We start from the raw sequence: 17,076 nt of genomic DNA on the forward strand, positions 1-17,076 counted from the left end.
CTGAGGGTCGCGGGGGCGCGGGTGGTTGTTACGACAGCGTTTTCAGCCAGTTGATCACCACTGTGAAGTACGCCGGCGCGTTCGGGGCGTAGTTGATCGCGTGGCCGTACCCGTCGAGGATGGAGGTCTGCAAGGATCCGCCGAAGAACGGGGCTTCCGACGCGCGGAGGGCTTCCGGGGACGAGCAGTCGCTGCCGAGCCGGCCGCAGAAGTGCGGGTCGTTGCCCACCACCAGCAGGGTGGGCGCGGTGATCCGCCGGGACGCCGGGGTGACCACCGTCGTGAGCGTCAGGCTGTCCACCGCCTCGGTCGCCGCGAAGACGTCCTTTGTGGACTCGTCGTAGGCGATCGCGTCGTCAGGTAGCCGGCGTCGAGGCCACGGCTGCCGAGCACCGGATCGAGCGGGGCCGGAATCATGTTCGCCAGCACCGGAATCACGGTGATCAGGTTCATCCGGTGGATCATCCCGGTGACGAGCACGCCGTCGACGTCGCGGTGGGTGCCGGCCTCGATCATCACCATGGCCGACCCGATCGAATGGCCGCCGACGACCACCTTCGCGAACCGCGGCCGCACGGCCTGGATCACCTGGTGCGCCGCCGTCGCCTGGACCGACGCGCTCAGCAGCGCGCTCAACGGCTTCGAGCTTTGGCCGGTCCCCAGGCGGTCGAGGGCGAGCGTGGCGGTGCCGGCCTGGTTCGCCGCCAGGCGGAACGACCGGGTCTGCGGGGTGTACGCGATGTCCCAATAGGACGCGTCTGCGGGAGCAACGCGACGGTGACCGGGACGTTCAGGTCTTCACACGTCGTCGCGGCCGCTTGGGCCGGAACGGGGACGAACAACGCCGTCAGCACGAGCAGGACGGCAGCACGGAAACGCAAGGAGTACGACCTCCAGCTAGCGGGGGACCACCGTCATCGGCAGCCGGTCGGGGTAGGCGGCCGAGGTGAACTTCACGCGCACCGGCCGCCCCGGCACCGGGACGAGCCGCCAGCGCGCGGCCACGGTGGCCACCGTGATCACGATTTCGTTCTGGGCGAAGCGGTTCCCGATGCACTGGCGGTTGCCGGCGCCGAACGGGATGAACGCGCCCTTGGGCAGCCGCGCCTCGTCCTCCGCCGTCCAGCGGCCGGGGTCGAACCGGTCCGGGGCGGGGAACGACGCGGGGTCGTGGTGCAGCGCGTGCGGGCTGACGATCACCTCGCTGCCCTCCGGCAGCCGGACCCCGCCGAGCTCGACGTCGGTGAGCGTGCGGCGCATCAGCATCCAGAGCGGGTACCGGCGCAGCACCTCGTCGACGACCTGCCGGACGTAGGTCAGCCGGTGGAGGTCCTCGACCACGAGCGGGCGGCCGCCGAGCACCTCGTCGACTTCCGCGTGCACGCGGGTTTCGACTTCCGGGTGCTGCCCGAGCTCGTGGAACATCCAGGAGAGCGCGAGCGCGGTCGTCTCGATCCCGGCGGTGAGCAGGGTGAGGACCTCGTCCCGGGCCTGCTCGTCGGTCATGCCGGCCAGCAGGAGCGTCGAAAGCAGGTCGCCGTGGTCGGCGCCTTCGGTGCGCCAGTCGCGGATCACCTCGAGCACGATCGCCTGCATCCGCGAGATGGCCTCGTCGAACCGCCGGTTCCCGGGAATCGGCAGCTTTTCGACGAACTTCGGCGACAACGCGCGAATCATTCCCTGCTGGATGATCAGGTAAATGGACCGCCGGGCCTCGGCGATGGCCTCTTTCCCGAGCTCCGTCGAGAAGAGCGCTTCGCCGACGATCGTCACTGCGAGTCCTTGCAGGTCTTCGTCGATCTGCCGCACTTCGCCGGGGCGCCACGAGTCGCTCAGCTCGGCCGCCGCGTGCCGCATGGTTTCGGCGTAGCCGGCCAGGCGGTCGCGGTGGAACGCCGGTTGCATCAGCCGGCGCTGCTGCCGGTGGAAGTCGCCGTTCGAAAGCACCAGGCCGTTGCCGACGAAGGGCCGGAACTTGTCGAACATGGCGCCCTTGCGGAACTTCGGCCCCGCCGTGACCAGCACTTCGGTGGCCAGCCTGGGGCTCGTCACGAAGTAGGTCGGCGACGGGCCGAGGTAGATCTTCACGAGTTCGCCGTGTTCGTGCAGGGAATCGGTGAAGGCGGAGCGTCGCCGCAGCAGTGCCGGAGTGTGCCCGAGAAAAGGCCACCGGCCCGGAGCGACCGGGACGGTCATACGGACTCCTCGTTTACGCCATTGTGTGGATATTCCGAAGGAGACGGCTCACGGTAGGCCTGTCCGGTCGCAGGAGACAGTGCCCGATCGGGTGGTGTGCGCTCATGCATATGGCGCAGTGGACGAACCGTCCGGAATCGCTAAGCTCTTTCCGGTCCGACCGACTGAGAAGGTGTTCTTCGTGACCCGATCACCGGAATGGGTTCCCCCGGGTGTCGACATCTCCGTGCCGAGCATCGCCCGCACTTACGACTACATGCTCGGCGGCGGGCACAACTTCGCCGTCGACCGCGCGGTGGGCGAACAGATCGAGCACGCGATGCCCGGCCTGCGCGACGCGGCGCGCCTGAACCGCGCGTTTCTCGGCCGGGCCGTGCGGTTCCTGGCCGACCAGGGCATCCGGCAGTTCCTCGACCTCGGCAGCGGCATCCCCACCGTGGCGGTCGCGCACAGTGAGCTCATGCTGACCGGCAACGATCGCGCAGCGGTTGTGCAGGCCGATATGCGCGACCCGGAAAAGATTTTCGATGCGCATTCGGTGCGCGCTCTGCTCGACTTCGAAAAACCCGTCGGTCTGCTTATGCTGTTGATGCTGCACTGGGTCCCGGACGAATCCGATCCGCTCGACTTCCTCGCGCGCTACAGTTCGGTACTGGCGCCGGGGAGTTTTCTCGCGATCACTCACGTCACCGGCGACCACCAGGGCGACAATCTCGGAGAGGCGACCGAAGTGATGTTCACCGGTTTCGAAATCGTCGAACCCGGATTGGTCGGCTGTGGTGAATGGCGGCCGGCCGGGCCGGCGGACATCTCCGACGCGGCCGCGATGAACATGCCCGGTCACCGGGCCGGCCAGAGGTAGGCCGCCCCCGTGCAGCACGGAACTGCCGAAGCGAAGCCATTCGGTCGTGGCTGTGGCCGGGCCGGTGACAAACGGCACCGCGCCAGAACCGGCCGCAAGAACTGAACGGGCAGCCGGAATGCCGAACACCGAGCACCTGTCGCAGCGGCCCGCGGGTCCAGGCCCGGGACGCGGGCGGACCGTGCTCGCCCGGAAGTGGGCGTACCTGTTGAGCGGCGTCACCGTCGTTTCCCTGAGCCGCGAGGAGCTGGACCGGGAGCTTCGCGGCCTGCTCGACACGCTGTGCGAGAGCCTGCGCGCGGGCGCGGACACCACACCCGCCGTCCGTGTCGGCGAACGGCTCGTGGCGCTCGGTTATGTCGGCGAGCCCGGGCTCCGGTGCACGCTCGACGTGCTCGGCAAGGGGTTGCCCGCGCTGCCCGAGCTCCAGGCGGCCGACCGCGCCACCGAGCGGATCGTGCTCGCCCTGGGCGCGCTCTCGTCCGGGTTCCTGCTCGCGCACGAGCGCAGTGTGCTCGACCAGCAGGAGATCATGCACCTCGCGCTGCTCGAGGCGGTGCGGGACGCCCAGTGGAACCTCAAGGAGAGCGAAGCGCGCTTCGACGAAGTCGTGACGTCGTCGGCGAGCGGCATCGCGCTGGTCTCCCTCGACGGCCGGATCGCGCGGGCCAACGCGGCGCTGGCCGAGATGCTCGGGCACCCGGCCGGTGAGCTGGCCGGCTCGGTGCTCTACGACGTCGTCCACCCGGACTCCGTCGAGGTCCTGCGCGAGGCGATGGCGGCGCTGCTCGACGGCGGCCGGGAGCGCGTCCGGCAGTCACAGCGGCTGCTGCGCCGGGACGGCGACGTCGCGCGCATCTCGCTCACCGCGTCCCTGCTCCGCGACGCCGAAGACCGGCCGGCGCACTTCGTCGTGGTGGTCGAGGACGGCACCGAGCTGATGCTGCTGCAGGGCGAGCTGAGCCGCCAGGCGCTGCACGACGTGCTGACCGGGCTGCCGAACCGCCAGTACTTCGGCACCCACCTGGAGGCGGCGCTGCGGCGGGCCGACCCGGTGTACGGCGTCACGTTGTTCCACGTCGACCTCGACGCGTTCGGCATGATCAGCAACAGCCTCGGCCGCCGCGTCGGCGAGCAGCTGCTGGTGCACTTCGCCCAGCGCCTGAAGGTCGTCATGGCGCGCGAAAAGGCGATGATCGCGCGGTTCCACAGTGACGAGTTCGGCATCCTCGTCGAGAACACCGCGACCACGCCGGACATCGACGCCATCGTGCACGCGATCAACAACGAGCTCGCCGAGCCGTTCTTCGTCGGCGGGCACGGGCTCACGCTGTCGGCCAGCGCGGGTGTGGTGCACCGGCCGGCGAAGGGCATCGACCCGACGGAGCTGCTGCGCGCGGCCGACCAGACCCTGCGCCGGGCCAAGGCGAAGCGGCGCGGGCAGTGGAAGATGTTCGACCCGGCCGCCGACGCCGCGGACCGCCGGGCGCAGGCGCTCGCCGTCGGGATGGCCGGAGCGTGGGAGAACGGCGAGATCGGCGTCCGCTACCGGCCGGTGGCGCGGCTGGCGGACGGCGGGTTCGCCGGGGTCGAAGCCCGCCTGCACTGGGAGCGGCCGGGCGAGCCGGCGCTGGCGCACGAACGCTGTGCCGAGCTGGCCGAGGCGACCGGGTTCGTGCTGCCGCTGGGGGAATGGCTGTTGCGCACTGCGGCCCGGCACGGCGAGTGGTGGCGCCGGCACGTGGGCTTCCCGGTGGTCGCCGGCCTCACCGGGCACCAGGTGTCCGACGACGCGCTCGGCACCCGCGTCACGCGGCTGCTGAAGGACAGCGGCCTGCCGCCGGGGCAGCTGCTGCTCGGCGTCCCGGTCGGCGCGCTGCCGGTGCCCGGGGTCGTCGAGAACGTCACCGCGCTGGCCGGCCTCGGGGTCCGCGTGATGCTCGACGACTTCGGGCTCGGGCCCGGCGACCTCCGGGCGGTCGAGGACCTGCCGGTCGACATCGTGCGCGTCGACCGGCGCCTCGCCGAGTGGCCGGCGAAGACGTTCCTCGGCGCGCTGGTCCCGCTGGCCCGCAAGGCCGGCGCGACCCTCGTCGTCGACGGCGTCCACACCGGGGAACAGGCGGACCGGTGGCGCGAGGCCGGCGCGGACCTGGCGACGGGTGACTACTTCGGCGCCGCCACCGCGCCCGGCGAGCTGGTCGGCGCCTTCGCCTGAGCCTGCCACCGCGTCAGGCCGACGGCGGCCAGCACGATCATCATGCCGCCGACGACCCGCGGGGTCAGCGGTTCGCCCAGGACGAGCGCGCCGAGCCCGACGGACACGACGGGGAGCAGGTAACCGACCGTCGCGGCGGCGGTCGGGCCTTCGTCGGTGAGGATCCGGTAGTTGAGGTAGAAGGTGATCCCGGTGCCGAAGACGCCGAGGATGGTCACCGCGACCACGGCCGTCAGCGTCAGGTGCGGCGCGGTGGAGGCGACGGGCAGGGCGACGGCCGTCAGCGCGGTGGCCGTGGTCAGCTGCGCGGCCGAGAGCGCGAGCGGAGCCCCGCCGGGCGGCAGTTTCCTTGCCATGTAAGCGAACGCGATCGCGTAGCTGAGCCCGGCGCCCAGCAGCGCGAGCGCGCCCCCGCTGAGCAGACCGGACTGCTCCCACGGCGCGAAGATCACCAGCACGCCCGCGAAGCCGAGCGCGAGGCCCAGCAGCCGGGTGGGCGTGAGACGGCGTTCCGTGCCGAGCAGGACGCCGATCAGCAGTGACCACAACGGGGTCGTCGCGTTCATGACCCCAGCGACCCCGGAGTCGACCGTCCGTTCCCCGATGCCGAACAGCGCGAAGGGCAGGGCGTTGCAGAAGAAGGCCGCGACGACCAGCCGGCCCCAGGTCCGGCGGTCGCGCGGCAGCCGCTGGCCGGTGGCGAAGGCCATGGCCAGCAAGGTGAGCGCGCCGAGCGCGCAGCGCACCAGCGTCAGGTGGACGGGACTCAGCCCGGTCAGGGCCAGCTTGATCCACAGGAAGCCGGAACCCCACAACAGGGCCAGGACGGCGATGCGCACGGACGCTTTGCTCACGGATTCCACGGTGCCCGGGGTGATCCGTCAGGACAAGTGAAAAGTCATGGACTGATCTTTAAGGTCTGCTACAACGTCACGGTGATCCCTGAGGTCACATCGGGTGGTCCATCCAGACGTTCGGCTCGACGTAGGTCGCCGTGTCGTAGGCGGTCGACGCGTACACCGGGGCGATGCCGCCGGGGATGAAGTTCTCGCCGTCCTGGAGCTTGACGCCCGTCCACGCCCGCCAGTCGGCCAGGGAACCCGCCAGCGTGACCGCGAACGGGCAGACCTTGACCACCCGCGCGCCGAGGCGCTCGTGGGTGCGCAGCCAGCGGTCGGCCAGGAGGCCGTCTTCGCGCCGGCGGGCCGCGTACTCCGGCATCGAGACCGCCGGCTCGGCCTCCTTGCCGATCGGGCGCACCGAGACGATCAGCTTGCGCAGCCCCGTTTCCGCGGCCCGCGCCTTCAACGCCTTCAGCATCGGCGTGGACAGCCCGCTGCCCCGCCGGTGCGGCGCGATCACGACTTCCAGCGCGCACAACGCGGTCGGTGCGCGGCCGTCCATCACGTCCTGCGCCGCCCACTCGATCGCCTGGTCCCAGCCGTGGTCGGGCAGCTCCGTGCGGTCCGGCGCCGGGTAGGCGAGCGGGACCGACAGCGCGCGGGCCATCGGGACGCCGTCGTCGTCCAGCGCGATGAGGAAGTAGCGCGCCCAGTGCCGCAGGAACCGCTCGCCGGTGATCATCCGGCCGCTGGCGCCCTGGTAGATGAACTGGCCGCCGACGTCGCCGAGGTTCAGGGCGGCGTCGAGCAGGTCGGGCCGGGACGCAAGATCGACAACGCGCATGGGCCCAGTGAAGCGAAAAGATGATCGGCCGGATAGCGGCATCCGGGCGACAGTCAGCGGGCGGGCAGCGCGTTCCGGCGGCGCGTGAGCGCGGACGGGTCGAGGTTCGCCCGCGTGCCGGCGTCGTGGCCGTCGAGGTACCCGCTGCCGGACAGCCGCCTCGGCGCGGCCGAGCGCAGGTCGCCGAACTGCTCGTCGAACGCGTGCTGCACCAACTGCGCGCGGTCGCGGACGACCAGCTCCGCCGACCGCGCGCCGGGCGCCGCCGTCCGGACCGCTTCCTCCTCCGCGAGGGAAAGCCGCTCGTGCACGGCACGCGCGAAGCCGTGCAGCCAGGTGCGCCGGTACGCGGCCAGCGACTCGCCGGGGAAGAAGCCGTCGGGCCGGACGCGGGTCAGCTGCGTGCTCGCCTGCAGCAGCAGGCTGGTGAACAGCAGCTCGACGCGGCCGAGGTCGGACCGGTAGCCGAACACCGTGACGCTGTCGACCTTCTGGCCGTAGCGGTGCAGCAGCGTCCGGCAGCGCAGCGGGTACGCGACCGAGGTGAGCAGGCTCGCCTTGTCGCGGCTGTACGGGTCGTTCATCGGTATCTTGAGCGTGCCGATCTCGTCGCTCGCCCCGGCCGCGGCGAGCATCGCCTGGTCGATGCCGTAGCGGGCGACCAGCTCGGCGGCCTTCTTGTTGTAGGCCTCGGCCTCCGCCTCGGTGACCGCCGGGTCCTCGGCCTTCGCCAGCAGCTTGCGGATGCGCTCGAGCTGCGGGTCTGACTCGGTCATGGCGGTGAGGGTATTCGATCAGGTGTTCGGGCGGGTGCAGCGGGGGCTCGCGTGTCGCGGACCGGGGTCAGCCGAGGTAGGCGTCGAGGGTGATGGCCAGCGCGGACTCGGGTGACGGCGCGAAGCTCGCCCCGGCCAGCCCGCCCCACAGCCACAGCTGGGCGAGGCCGTGCAGCGCCGCCCACAGCGACGCCGCGACCAGCCGCAGGTCGGCGCCGGACCGGGCGACCGGGGTCGGCACCGCCGCCACCAGCACGGCGAAGGTGTCGAACACCGCGCTCGCCGCCGCCGAGAGCGCCGGGTCGTCGGCGTCGATCAGGTCGCGGCGGAACATCAGCTCGAACATCGCCGGGTTCTGCAGCGCGAAGTCGAGGTAGCTGTGGCACGCGGCGGTCAGCCGGACGCGCGGCGAGGTGTCCGGCAGCGTCTCGCGGCGGGCGAGCAGGTCGGCGAACCCGCGGGTCGCGACGGCGGAGAGCAGCTCGGCGCGGCCGGAGAAGTGCCGCAGTGGCGCGCCGTGCGAGACGCCGGCGGCCTTGGCGATCCCGCGCAGCGTCACCGCGTCGACCCCGCCTTCGACGAGCAGCTCGGAAGCCGTCGTGATCAGGCGTTGCCGGGTGCCCATGCTTCCTCCCTCGTGATGGGGAGCAAGTCCGGGCGCTTCGGGAAGAAGCCGTCCCCGGGCTGACGGCCGATCAGCCGGTTGCGCGTGCGCGTCACGGCGACCGGGGCGACCTCGTGGAGCAGCCAGTGCAGGTCGGCGCGCCAGCCGCTGGTCTCGGCGGCGCCGGGCAGCGGGGCGAGCCAGGAGGGGTCGGCCGCCCGGCCGAGCAGGTCGAGGACGTAGGCGGCGAGCCGGCGGTGGCCGTGCGTGGAGAGGTGGAGCCGGTCGGCGCCGAAGTACCGCGAGTCGGTGACGGCCTGGTCGGGCCACAGGTCGATGAGCCGGGCGCCGTAGCTGACGGAGGCTTCCCGGATGGCCTCGTTGAGCGCGACGATCCGCGGCCGCATCCGGCGCCCGAGCGGCATCCGGTGGGAGACGTCGCTGAGGGTGAAGGTGACCACCACGGGCGAGATGTCGGCACAGGCCCGGACGGCGGCGTCGACCCGCCGCGCGACGGTGCGCGCGTCCCAGCCCCGGCTCATGATGTCGTTGCCCCCGCCGAAGAGGGCGACGAGGTCGGGCTCGAGCCTCGTGGCCTGGGGAACCTGCTCCGGGACGATCTGGTCGAGTCGCCGTCCCCGCACGGCGAGGTTGGCGTACCGGAAGTGCGGCTCGTCGCGCGCGAGGTCGGCGGCGACGAAGTCGGCCCAGCCGCGGTAGTGGTCTTCGCCGGGGTACGGGTCGTCGAGACCTTCGGCGCAGCTGTCGCCGAGGACGACAAAACGGTGGTAGCTCATCCCGATCTCCGTAACCCGTGGTTCACCTTGCAGACACTGTTTATCAAACTTCTGTAGACGGTGTCTACTTCGTGTTCACCCGGGTGAGAGCGCCCCAGGGCCACATTCGGTGCGTTAGACGCACCGAAGGCCGCCTTGGGTGCGTTGAACGCACCGAAGGCCACATTGGGGCGCTCGGGGCCGGGCTTAAGTGACCCTGAGCGAGCGTCGGCCGGCTTTCGGGGTGGGCTCAGCCCAGCCGCGTCCGATGGGCCGCAACGGCCGCCCGGCGCGGGTCCGTTGCCGGGAGCGTCCCCAGCAACCCGTCCAGCACCGCGAAATCATCCACTCCGCAGGCCGTCTCCCAGAACGACCACAGCACGCCCGGGTCGCCGCTGTTCAGCGCCACCTGGCGGACCTGGGCCGTCAGCGACTCGCGCTCCTCGAGGATCGCCGGGGCCTCCGACTCCGGCAGCAGCGGCCCGCGGAACACCCGCACAGCCTCCGCCGGCGAACCCGTCCGCAGCGACGCCCGCACCCGCAGGAAATCCGCGTCGACGTCGGCCGCCAGCCGGTACGGGCGCGTCTGGACCACCGACGCCCCCAGCTGGGAGCGCAGGCGGTGGATCTCCGCGCGGACCGTCACCGGGTTGCCCGACTCGCCGTACAGCTGCAACGCCAGCCGCTCCGCCGAAAGGCCGCTCGGGTGCAGGGCCAGCAACGTCAGGATCTCCGCGTGCCGCAACGTCAACGGGACGTCTCGACCGTCCACAGTGGTCGAATGCGCGCCGTCGGCGAGGAACTCCAGGCGCAGCCGGGCGCGCTGGCCGCCGCCGCCCGAGGACAGCCGCAGCAGGTACCCCTCGGGCAACGGCTCGACCGTCGCCAGCCGGCCGTCGGGGAGGGCGACCGTGCCGCCGCCGCGGCGGATGTCCACTGTGGACGGCAGGAGGCACGCCTGGGCCGCCAGCACCCGGCCGCCGGCCGAAAGCAGGGCGCCCGGCCGGCCGCGCAACGCCTCCAGGTGCGGCATGTTCACCCGCCGCAGCCGCTCGTCGCGCACCGCGAGCTGGGCGCGCAGCTGCCCCTCCGCGAGCTGCGCTGTGGCCGTGACCAGCGACAACATCGCCGGGTGCACCGTGCGCAGCGGCCCGCTGACGTCGATCGAGCCGAGCAGCACGCCCGTTTCGGGGTCGCGGACGGGCGCCGCCGCGCAGGTCCACGTGTGGTAACGCCGGACCAGGTGCTCGGCCGAGTAGATCTGCACCGGGTCGCCGGTCGCCAAGGCCGTGCCCATGGCGTTCGTGCCGATCGCCGCCTCGCTCCACTGCGTGCCCTCGACCAGGCCGACGCGGTCGCCGCGCAGCAGCTGGTTCGTCGCGCCCTCGCGCCAGAGGATCAGGCCGTCCGCGTCGGTCACGATCATCACGTGCTCGGCGTCGTCGGCGATGCTCACCAGCATCTGCCGCAGCACCGGCAGCACCTGGGCGAGCGGGTGGGCCTCCCGCAGCGAGGCGAGGTCGGCCGGGTCGAGGACGAAGGGCGCCTCGCCGTCGTCCGGGTCGACCCGCGCGGCGAGCGACCGGTTCCACGAGTCGGAGACGACCGAGCGTGGCGGCCGGGGCCCGGGAACACCCTGGAGCACGGCCTCGCGGACGTGTTCCAGCAGCCGCGCGTACGACTCGGGATCGCGCAGCATCTCCGGCTCGGGCGCCTCTGCCACGTCTCCAGCGTAGAGACCCAGCTCACAGCGCTGCAACGCTCGTGCAACGTGGCCGGACCTACGTTCGCGGTCTCCGTCACTCCGAGCAACGAGGCAGGGAAGATGGTCCAGTACGCCGCACCGAACACCGAAGGCAGCGTCGTCAGCTACGAGTCGCGCTACGACCACTACATCGGCGGCGAATACGTCCCGCCCGCGAGCGGCCAGTACTTCGAGAACCCGACCCCCGTCACCGGGAAGACGTTCTGCGAGATCGCCCGCGGTACCGCTGCCGACGTCGAGAAGGCGCTCGACGCGGCCCACGGCGCCGCCCCGGCCTGGGGCAAGACCTCGGTCGACGCGCGGGCGAACATCCTGCTCAAGATCGCCGACCGGATGGAGCAGAACCTCGAGAAGATCGCGGTCGCCGAGGCCTGGGAGAACGGCAAGGCCGTCCGCGAGACGCTCGCCGCCGACATCCCGCTCGCGATCGACCACTTCCGCTACTTCGCCGGCGCGCTGCGCGCCCAGGAGGGCGGCATCTCGCAGATCGACGAGAACACCGTCGCCTACCACTTCCACGAGCCCCTCGGCGTGGTCGCGCAGATCATCCCGTGGAACTTCCCGATCCTGATGGCGGTCTGGAAGCTCGCCCCGGCGCTGGCCGCGGGCAACGCGATCGTGCTCAAGCCGGCCGAGCAGACCCCGGCGTCGATCCACCTGCTGTTCTCGATCATCGGCGACCTGATCCCGCCGGGTGTCGTGAACATCGTCAACGGCTTCGGCGTCGAGGCGGGCAAGCCGCTCGCGTCGAGCAACCGCGTCCGCAAGGTCGCCTTCACCGGTGAGACCACGACCGGCCGGCTGATCCTGCAGTACGCCAGCGAGAACATCATCCCGGTGACCGTCGAGCTGGGCGGCAAGAGCCCGAACATCTTCTTCGACGACGTCGCCGCGCAGAACGACGCCTTCTACGACAAGGCGCAGGAGGGCTTCACGCTCTTCGCGCTGAACCAGGGCGAGGTCTGCACCTGCCCGTCGCGGGCGCTGGTGCAGAGCGGCATCTACGACAAGTTCATGGGTGACGCCGTCGAGCGCGTCCGCCGGATCAAGCAGGGCCACCCGCTCGACACGGACACGATGATCGGCGCGCAGGCGTCCAACGACCAGCTCGAGAAGATCCTCTCCTACATCGACATCGGCAAGCAGGAGGGCGCGGAGATCCTGGTCGGCGGCGGCCGCAGCGACCTCGGCGGCGAGCTGTCCGGCGGCTACTACGTCGAGCCGACGGTGTTCGCCGGGGACAACAAGATGCGGATCTTCCAGGAGGAGATCTTCGGCCCGGTCGTGTCGGTGACCAAGTTCGACGACTACGACGACGCCATGAAGATCGCCAACGACACGCTCTACGGCCTCGGCGCCGGTGTCTGGTCCCGCGACGGCAACACCGCCTACCGCGCCGGCCGCGACATCCAGGCGGGCCGGGTGTGGGTGAACAACTACCACGCCTACCCGGCGCACGCGGCCTTCGGCGGTTACAAGGCGTCCGGTATCGGCCGCGAGAACCACAAGATGATGCTCGACCACTACCAGCAGACGAAGAACATGCTGGTGTCCTACTCCGACCAGGCGCTCGGGTTCTTCTGATGGCCGAGCGGGTGGGGCTGACGGAGGAGGCGGCCGACCTCCTCCGGAAGCTCGCGGCCACCCACGGGCCGGTGATGTTCCACCAGTCCGGCGGGTGCTGCGACGGCAGCGCCCCGATGTGCTACCCGGCGGGCGAGTTCAAGACCGGGCAGACCGACGTGCACCTCGGCGACCTCGTCGTCGAGGGCATGGCGGACATCCCGTTCTGGATGTCCGGGCCGCAGTTCGAGTACTGGAAGCACACGCACCTCACGGTCGACGTCGTGCCCGGCCGCGGGAGCGGGTTCTCCCTGGAGGCGCCCGAAGGCGTGCGCTTCCTGATCCGCTCGCGGCTGTTCACCGACGAAGAGTCGGCGGCGCTGAACTGAAGGCACTGAACAACGCCGTGGCGAGCACCAGCCCCTCCCGGGCGACCGGGGCGAGCAGGTGCTCGTCCGGCGCGTGCTGCAGGCACCCCGGGTAGGAGTGCGGCAGCCACAGCGTCGCCAGGCCGAGGACGTCGGTGAAGACGTGGTTGGGCAGGCCGCCGCCGAAGCTGGGCAGCAGGGCGACGGGCTTCTCCGCGACGGCGTCCAAAGTGGACTTCGCCCAGCTGACCCACGGGTTGTCGACCGGCGTCCGGCTCGCGCGGAAGTTGGCTTCGGTGCGCACGGCGACCATCGGAAACCCCTGTGCCGCAAGGTGTTTCTCGACCGCCGCGCCGATGTCGCCGACGTCGGTGCCCGCGACGTACCGCAGCTGCAGGACCGCGCGGGCCCGGCCGGGGATGGCGTTGACCGGGCGGTCGGCGTTCCCGGCGTCGAGGGCCAGCACTTCGAGGGTGTTCCAGCCGTAGAGCCGTTCGGCGGGGCTCAGCTCCGGATCTCCCCAGCCGTCGTCGGTCGGGACGTCGACGTCCGCCAGCGCCGCGCGGACGGACTCGGGCAGCTCCGGCGGCAGCAGCGCGGGCAGCCGGATCCGGCCGTGGCCGTCGACCAGGGTCGCGATCGCCGCGGCCAGCGTCGTGGCCGGGTTTCGTAGGATGCCGCCCCAGTTCCCGGAGTGGGAGCCACCCGGGCGCAGGTCGACGTCCAGGTCGATCCGGACTCCGCCGCGTGCGCCGAGGAACAACGTCGGCGTCGCGGCGTCGAGGCGCGGGCCGTCGGAGGCGATCAGGAGGTCCGCCTTCAGGAGGTCCTGCTCCTGCTCGGCGAACTCGGTGAGCCCTGGCGAGCCGATCTCTTCGCCGGTCTCGAAGAGGAACTTGAGGTTGAAGCCGAGGGCGCCGCGCGCTTCGAGGAGCAGCCGCAACGCCGTCAGGTTGACCAGGTGCTGGCCCTTGTTGTCGGCGGTGCCGCGGCCGTACCAGCGGTCGCCGTCCGCGGTCAGCGTCCAGGGATCGAGGCCGTCGCGCCAGCGGCCGGCTTCCCCGACGACGTCGGCGTGGCCGTAGCAGAGCAGGGTCGGCAGCTCGGGTGCCTCGACGCGGACGCCGACCAGGAACGGGCCGCCCGCCGGGTCGGGGTTGGGGTGCTGGGACACCTCGCAGCCGAGGCCGGTCAGCGCGGGCGTCAGGACTTCGTCGAGGTAGGCCTGGATCGCGGCGCGGCCTTCGGGGGCGTCGCTCACCGTGGGGTAGGCGACCAGCCGGGCGAGCTCGGTGAAGAAGGCGCCGGAGTCGACGTGGGCGCGGGCCTGGTCGAGCAGTTCCATGCCCGCCACCTTAAAGGCGTGAAAGTATACGAACGGTCGTGCTATCTTCGAGGGCATGAACGTCGACAGCGTTTACGTGGGGGAACCGAGCGTGCTGGGGTTCCGGCGGGAGCAGCCGGTTTGGAGTGGCATCACCAAAGCGCGGGTCGCGGCGCCCGAGCTGGAACTGACCGAGCTGAACCTCGACGGTGACCGGCAGGCCGACCTCACCGTGCACGGCGGCCCCGACAAGGCCGTCTACGTCTACCCGGCCGAGCACTACGCGGCCTGGGCCGAGGACGGCTTCGAGGCCTCGACGGCCGACTTCGGGGAGAACATCTCGCTGTCCGGCCTCACCGAGGAGGACGTGCGGATCGGCGACGTCTGGGCCTGGGGTGACGCGCTCGTGCAGGTCTCGCAGCCGCGTTCGCCGTGTTTCAAGCTCGCGATGAAGACCGGCCGCAAGGACGTCGTCCCGGCGATGATCGACTCCGGGCGCAGCGGCTGGTACCTGCGGGTGCTGCGGCCGGGCACGGTCCCGACGTCGGGCGCGGTCGAGCTGGTCGAGCGCGCGGACGGGCCCACCGTCGCCGAGGTGTACCTGATCTCGTTCGCCAACTACGGGCAGCTGCCGCCGGAGAAGGTCGAGCCGGCGCTCGACTTCGCCGATCGCGTGCTGGCGACCCCCGCGCTCGCCGTGTCCTGGAGCGCCGGGATCCAGTCCACTGTGGACCGCTGGCGGGCGCGGCGTGCCGGTTGACGGCCGGCTCGCCCGCGGCGACGCGACCCGGCGCGTGGTGCTGCGCCGGGCGGTGGACGTCGCGTCGGTGGACGGCCTCGACGGGCTGTCCCTCGGCCGGCTGGCCACCGAGCTGGAGCTGAGCAAGAGCGGCGTGTTCGCGCTGTTCGGCTCCAAGGAGGAACTGCAGCTCGCGACGATCGAGGCGGCGCTCGGCATCTTCGAGACGCACGTCGTGGCGCCGTCACGGGCGGTCCCGCCCGGCTTGCCGCGGCTGCGGGCGATCTGCGAGAACTGGCTGGAGTACTCGGAACAGCGCGTGTTCCCGGGTGGCTGCTTCTTCTTCAACGTCGGCGCGGAGTTCGACGCCCGCCCGGGCCGGGTGCACGACGCCGTGGCGGCGGCGAGCGGCGCGTTCGCGGAGTTCATCCGTGAGACGGCCGTCGAAGCCGTTGCCCTCGGCCACCTGGACGCCGACGCCGAAGTCCTGGCGTTCGAACTCCACGCGCTGGGCCGCGCGGCCAACGCCGACGCCGTCCTCAACGGCGGGACCGGCGCTTACGCACTGGCCAGGCGGGCGATCAGGGCCCGCCTGGCCGGCGCGTGAGCTACTTCCAGTCGACCTGCGGGGAGCGGTAGAAGTTGATCCCCTGGGTCACCCAGCGCGGAGACTGCTTCGCCAGCCGCGCGCGGTAGGCGTCCCAGTTGTGCGTCGACTTCGGCGACCAGCCGATCTCCGCGATCCCCGGCAGCCGCGGGAACGCCATGTACTCGAGGTCGGCGCTGGTCCGGAGCGTCTCGGTCCACAGCGGCGCCTCGACACCCGCGACCGACTTCTCGCCGACGCCGGTCACCAGCGAAGCCGGGTCCCAGCTGTAGCCGTCCTTGACCTCGACCAGCGCGGCCCAGTCCTGGCCCAGCGGCGTCGACTCGTCGTACTTCATGTCCAGGTACGCGTAGTTCGCCGGCGACATGAGGATCTTGTTGCCCCGGGCCGCCGCGGCCGCGACCGACTCGTTGTCCCCGCCGAAGTCCCAGTACTGCGGGATCGCCGACGTGGGGAGCGTGGACTTCGCGATCTCGTGCCAGCCGGTGACCTTCTTGCCGTACTTGGCGACGATCGGCTGCACCTTCTGCTGGAACGTCAGGTAGTCCGCGGGCGGCGTCGCGTGGGCCTCGTCGCCGCCGATGTGGAGGTACTGGCCCGGCGTGATGGCCGCGAGCTCGCGCACGACGTCGTCGACGAACTTGTACGTGATCGGCGAGGAGATGCACAGCGAGCTGTAGCCGACCTCGGTGTCCGTGCGCACCGGGACGGCCTTGCCGTCGCAGTTCAGCTCGGCGTAGGTCGACTGCGCCGCGTTCGTGTGGCCCGGCATGTCGATCTCCGGGATCACCGTGATGTGCCGCGAAGCCGCGTACGCGACGATGTCCTTGTACTGCTTCTGCGTGTAGTAGCCACCCGGGTCGCCGTCGACGGCCGTCTTGCCGCCGACCGTCGCCAGCTTCGGCCAGCTCTTGATCTCGATGCGCCAGCCCTGGTCGTCGGCCAGGTGCAGGTGCAGTGTGTTGATCTTGTACTGGGCGATCTGGTCGATGTAGCGCTTGACCTGGTCCGGCTGGAAGAAGTGCCGGGCGACGTCGAGCATCGCGCCGCGCTCGCCGAAGCGGGGGTAGTCGAGGATCGTGCCGCCCGCGACCGTCCACGTCCGGTGCTGGACGCGCTTCGCGTCGATCGCCGACGGCAGCAGCTGCCGCAGCGACTGGACCCCTTCGAAGAGGCCGTCGGCGGTGTTGGCCTTGAGCGAGACGCCGTCCCGCTTGACCTTCAGCTCGTAACCCTCGGTGCCCGTGCGGGCGTCGTGGCCCAGCTCCAGCGAGATCGCGGGCAGGCCCCACGCGTGCGGCACGACCGGCAGCGGGTAGCCGGTGGCCGGGCGCAGCAGGCCGCGCAGGTAGTCCGCGACCTGGCCGGCGCCCCGGTCGGCGCTGATGACGGTGAACGGCGTGAGCCGGAAGTCCGCCTTCGGGTCCGCCTTCGCCGAGACGGGCGCCGGGACCACGTCGGTCACGCTGCGTTCGGGCGCGGCCGGGGAGGCCGCCGCGGCGGCGGGCGCACCGACCGCCGTGAGACTCACGATCGCCGTGGTCAGGACGGCTCTGGACAAGCGCATCAGGGCACCTCCGGTCGGGGACTCC

At 71.4% G+C, this 17,076-nt stretch carries 17 protein-coding genes; 6 read left to right on the plus strand and 11 right to left on the minus strand.

The features are described from left to right. Positions 1-28: 28 nt before the first annotated feature. From ACZ61C_RS03365 to ACZ61C_RS03375, 3 genes are all read right to left on the minus strand, one after another. The gene (locus tag ACZ61C_RS03365) at positions 29-301 is read right to left on the minus strand and encodes a hypothetical protein (protein ID WP_465302315.1); all 273 of its coding nucleotides are present in this window, start codon (positions 299-301) and stop codon (positions 29-31) included. After that, complete coding sequence (locus tag ACZ61C_RS03370; protein WP_465302768.1) at positions 289-741, minus strand: alpha/beta fold hydrolase; 453 nt, start codon at positions 739-741, stop codon at positions 289-291. The genes ACZ61C_RS03365 and ACZ61C_RS03370 overlap by 13 nt, the downstream gene beginning before the upstream one ends. Before the next feature lie 156 nt (positions 742-897). Continuing rightward, positions 898-2,196, minus strand: a complete 1,299-nt coding sequence (locus ACZ61C_RS03375) for a cytochrome P450 (RefSeq protein ID WP_465302317.1) — start codon at positions 2,194-2,196, stop codon at positions 898-900. 181 nt (positions 2,197-2,377) lie between these two features. Here ACZ61C_RS03375 and ACZ61C_RS03380 point away from each other — a divergent pair, with 181 nt between their 5' ends. After that, entirely contained in the window at positions 2,378-3,058 is a 681-nt protein-coding gene (locus ACZ61C_RS03380) for an SAM-dependent methyltransferase (RefSeq protein WP_465302770.1), read from the plus strand. A gap of 118 nt (positions 3,059-3,176) precedes the next feature. Next, a complete protein-coding gene (locus ACZ61C_RS03385) occupies positions 3,177-5,276 on the plus strand; it encodes a putative bifunctional diguanylate cyclase/phosphodiesterase (protein ID WP_465302319.1) in 2,100 nt (699 codons plus the stop codon). Here the strand turns inward: ACZ61C_RS03385 and ACZ61C_RS03390 are convergent. The 6 genes from ACZ61C_RS03390 to ACZ61C_RS03415 form a co-directional block, all read right to left on the minus strand. Beyond that, positions 5,225-6,130, minus strand: a complete 906-nt coding sequence (locus ACZ61C_RS03390) for a DMT family transporter (protein ID WP_465302321.1) — start codon at positions 6,128-6,130, stop codon at positions 5,225-5,227. The genes ACZ61C_RS03385 and ACZ61C_RS03390 overlap by 52 nt on opposite strands. Before the next feature lie 94 nt (positions 6,131-6,224). After that, entirely contained in the window at positions 6,225-6,962 is a 738-nt protein-coding gene (locus ACZ61C_RS03395; protein ID WP_465302323.1) for a Long-chain-fatty-acid--CoA ligase, read from the minus strand. 53 nt (positions 6,963-7,015) lie between these two features. Next, entirely contained in the window at positions 7,016-7,738 is a 723-nt protein-coding gene (locus ACZ61C_RS03400; RefSeq protein WP_465302325.1) for a DUF2786 domain-containing protein, read from the minus strand. A gap of 67 nt (positions 7,739-7,805) precedes the next feature. Then, entirely contained in the window at positions 7,806-8,363 is a 558-nt protein-coding gene (locus tag ACZ61C_RS03405; RefSeq protein WP_465302327.1) for a TetR/AcrR family transcriptional regulator, read from the minus strand. After that, positions 8,342-9,139, minus strand: coding sequence for an SGNH/GDSL hydrolase family protein (locus ACZ61C_RS03410; RefSeq protein ID WP_465302329.1), 798 nt, complete (start codon positions 9,137-9,139; stop codon positions 8,342-8,344). Before ACZ61C_RS03410 ends, ACZ61C_RS03405 begins: the two co-directional genes overlap by 22 nt. 229 nt (positions 9,140-9,368) lie before the next feature. Next, positions 9,369-10,817, minus strand: coding sequence for a helix-turn-helix domain-containing protein (locus ACZ61C_RS03415; RefSeq protein ID WP_465302772.1), 1,449 nt, complete (start codon positions 10,815-10,817; stop codon positions 9,369-9,371). Positions 10,818-10,943: 126 nt separating this feature from the next. Between ACZ61C_RS03415 and adh the strand changes: the two genes are divergently transcribed. Continuing rightward, on the plus strand, positions 10,944-12,467 hold the full coding sequence (adh, locus tag ACZ61C_RS03420) for an aldehyde dehydrogenase (RefSeq protein WP_465302331.1): 1,524 nt from the start codon (positions 10,944-10,946) through the stop codon (positions 12,465-12,467). Continuing rightward, positions 12,467-12,835, plus strand: a complete 369-nt coding sequence (locus tag ACZ61C_RS03425; RefSeq protein ID WP_465302333.1) for a DUF779 domain-containing protein — start codon at positions 12,467-12,469, stop codon at positions 12,833-12,835. Before adh ends, ACZ61C_RS03425 begins: the two co-directional genes overlap by 1 nt. Here ACZ61C_RS03425 and ACZ61C_RS03430 read toward each other — a convergent pair. Further along, the gene (locus ACZ61C_RS03430) at positions 12,804-14,159 is read right to left on the minus strand and encodes a M20 family metallopeptidase (protein ID WP_465302335.1); all 1,356 of its coding nucleotides are present in this window, start codon (positions 14,157-14,159) and stop codon (positions 12,804-12,806) included. The genes ACZ61C_RS03425 and ACZ61C_RS03430 overlap by 32 nt on opposite strands. Before the next feature lie 55 nt (positions 14,160-14,214). Between ACZ61C_RS03430 and ACZ61C_RS03435 the strand changes: the two genes are divergently transcribed. Continuing rightward, complete coding sequence (locus ACZ61C_RS03435) at positions 14,215-14,898, plus strand: MOSC domain-containing protein (RefSeq protein ID WP_465302336.1); 684 nt, start codon at positions 14,215-14,217, stop codon at positions 14,896-14,898. Continuing rightward, positions 14,888-15,484, plus strand: a complete 597-nt coding sequence (locus tag ACZ61C_RS03440; protein WP_465302338.1) for a TetR/AcrR family transcriptional regulator — start codon at positions 14,888-14,890, stop codon at positions 15,482-15,484. The genes ACZ61C_RS03435 and ACZ61C_RS03440 overlap by 11 nt, the downstream gene beginning before the upstream one ends. A gap of 1 nt (position 15,485) precedes the next feature. On the opposite strand, the gene ACZ61C_RS03445 is transcribed toward ACZ61C_RS03440, so the two are convergent. Continuing rightward, the gene (locus ACZ61C_RS03445) at positions 15,486-17,051 is read right to left on the minus strand and encodes a beta-N-acetylhexosaminidase (protein WP_465302340.1); all 1,566 of its coding nucleotides are present in this window, start codon (positions 17,049-17,051) and stop codon (positions 15,486-15,488) included. Between the last annotated feature and the right edge of the window lie 25 nt (positions 17,052-17,076).

Source organism: Amycolatopsis sp. NPDC104587, from assembly GCF_055583645.1.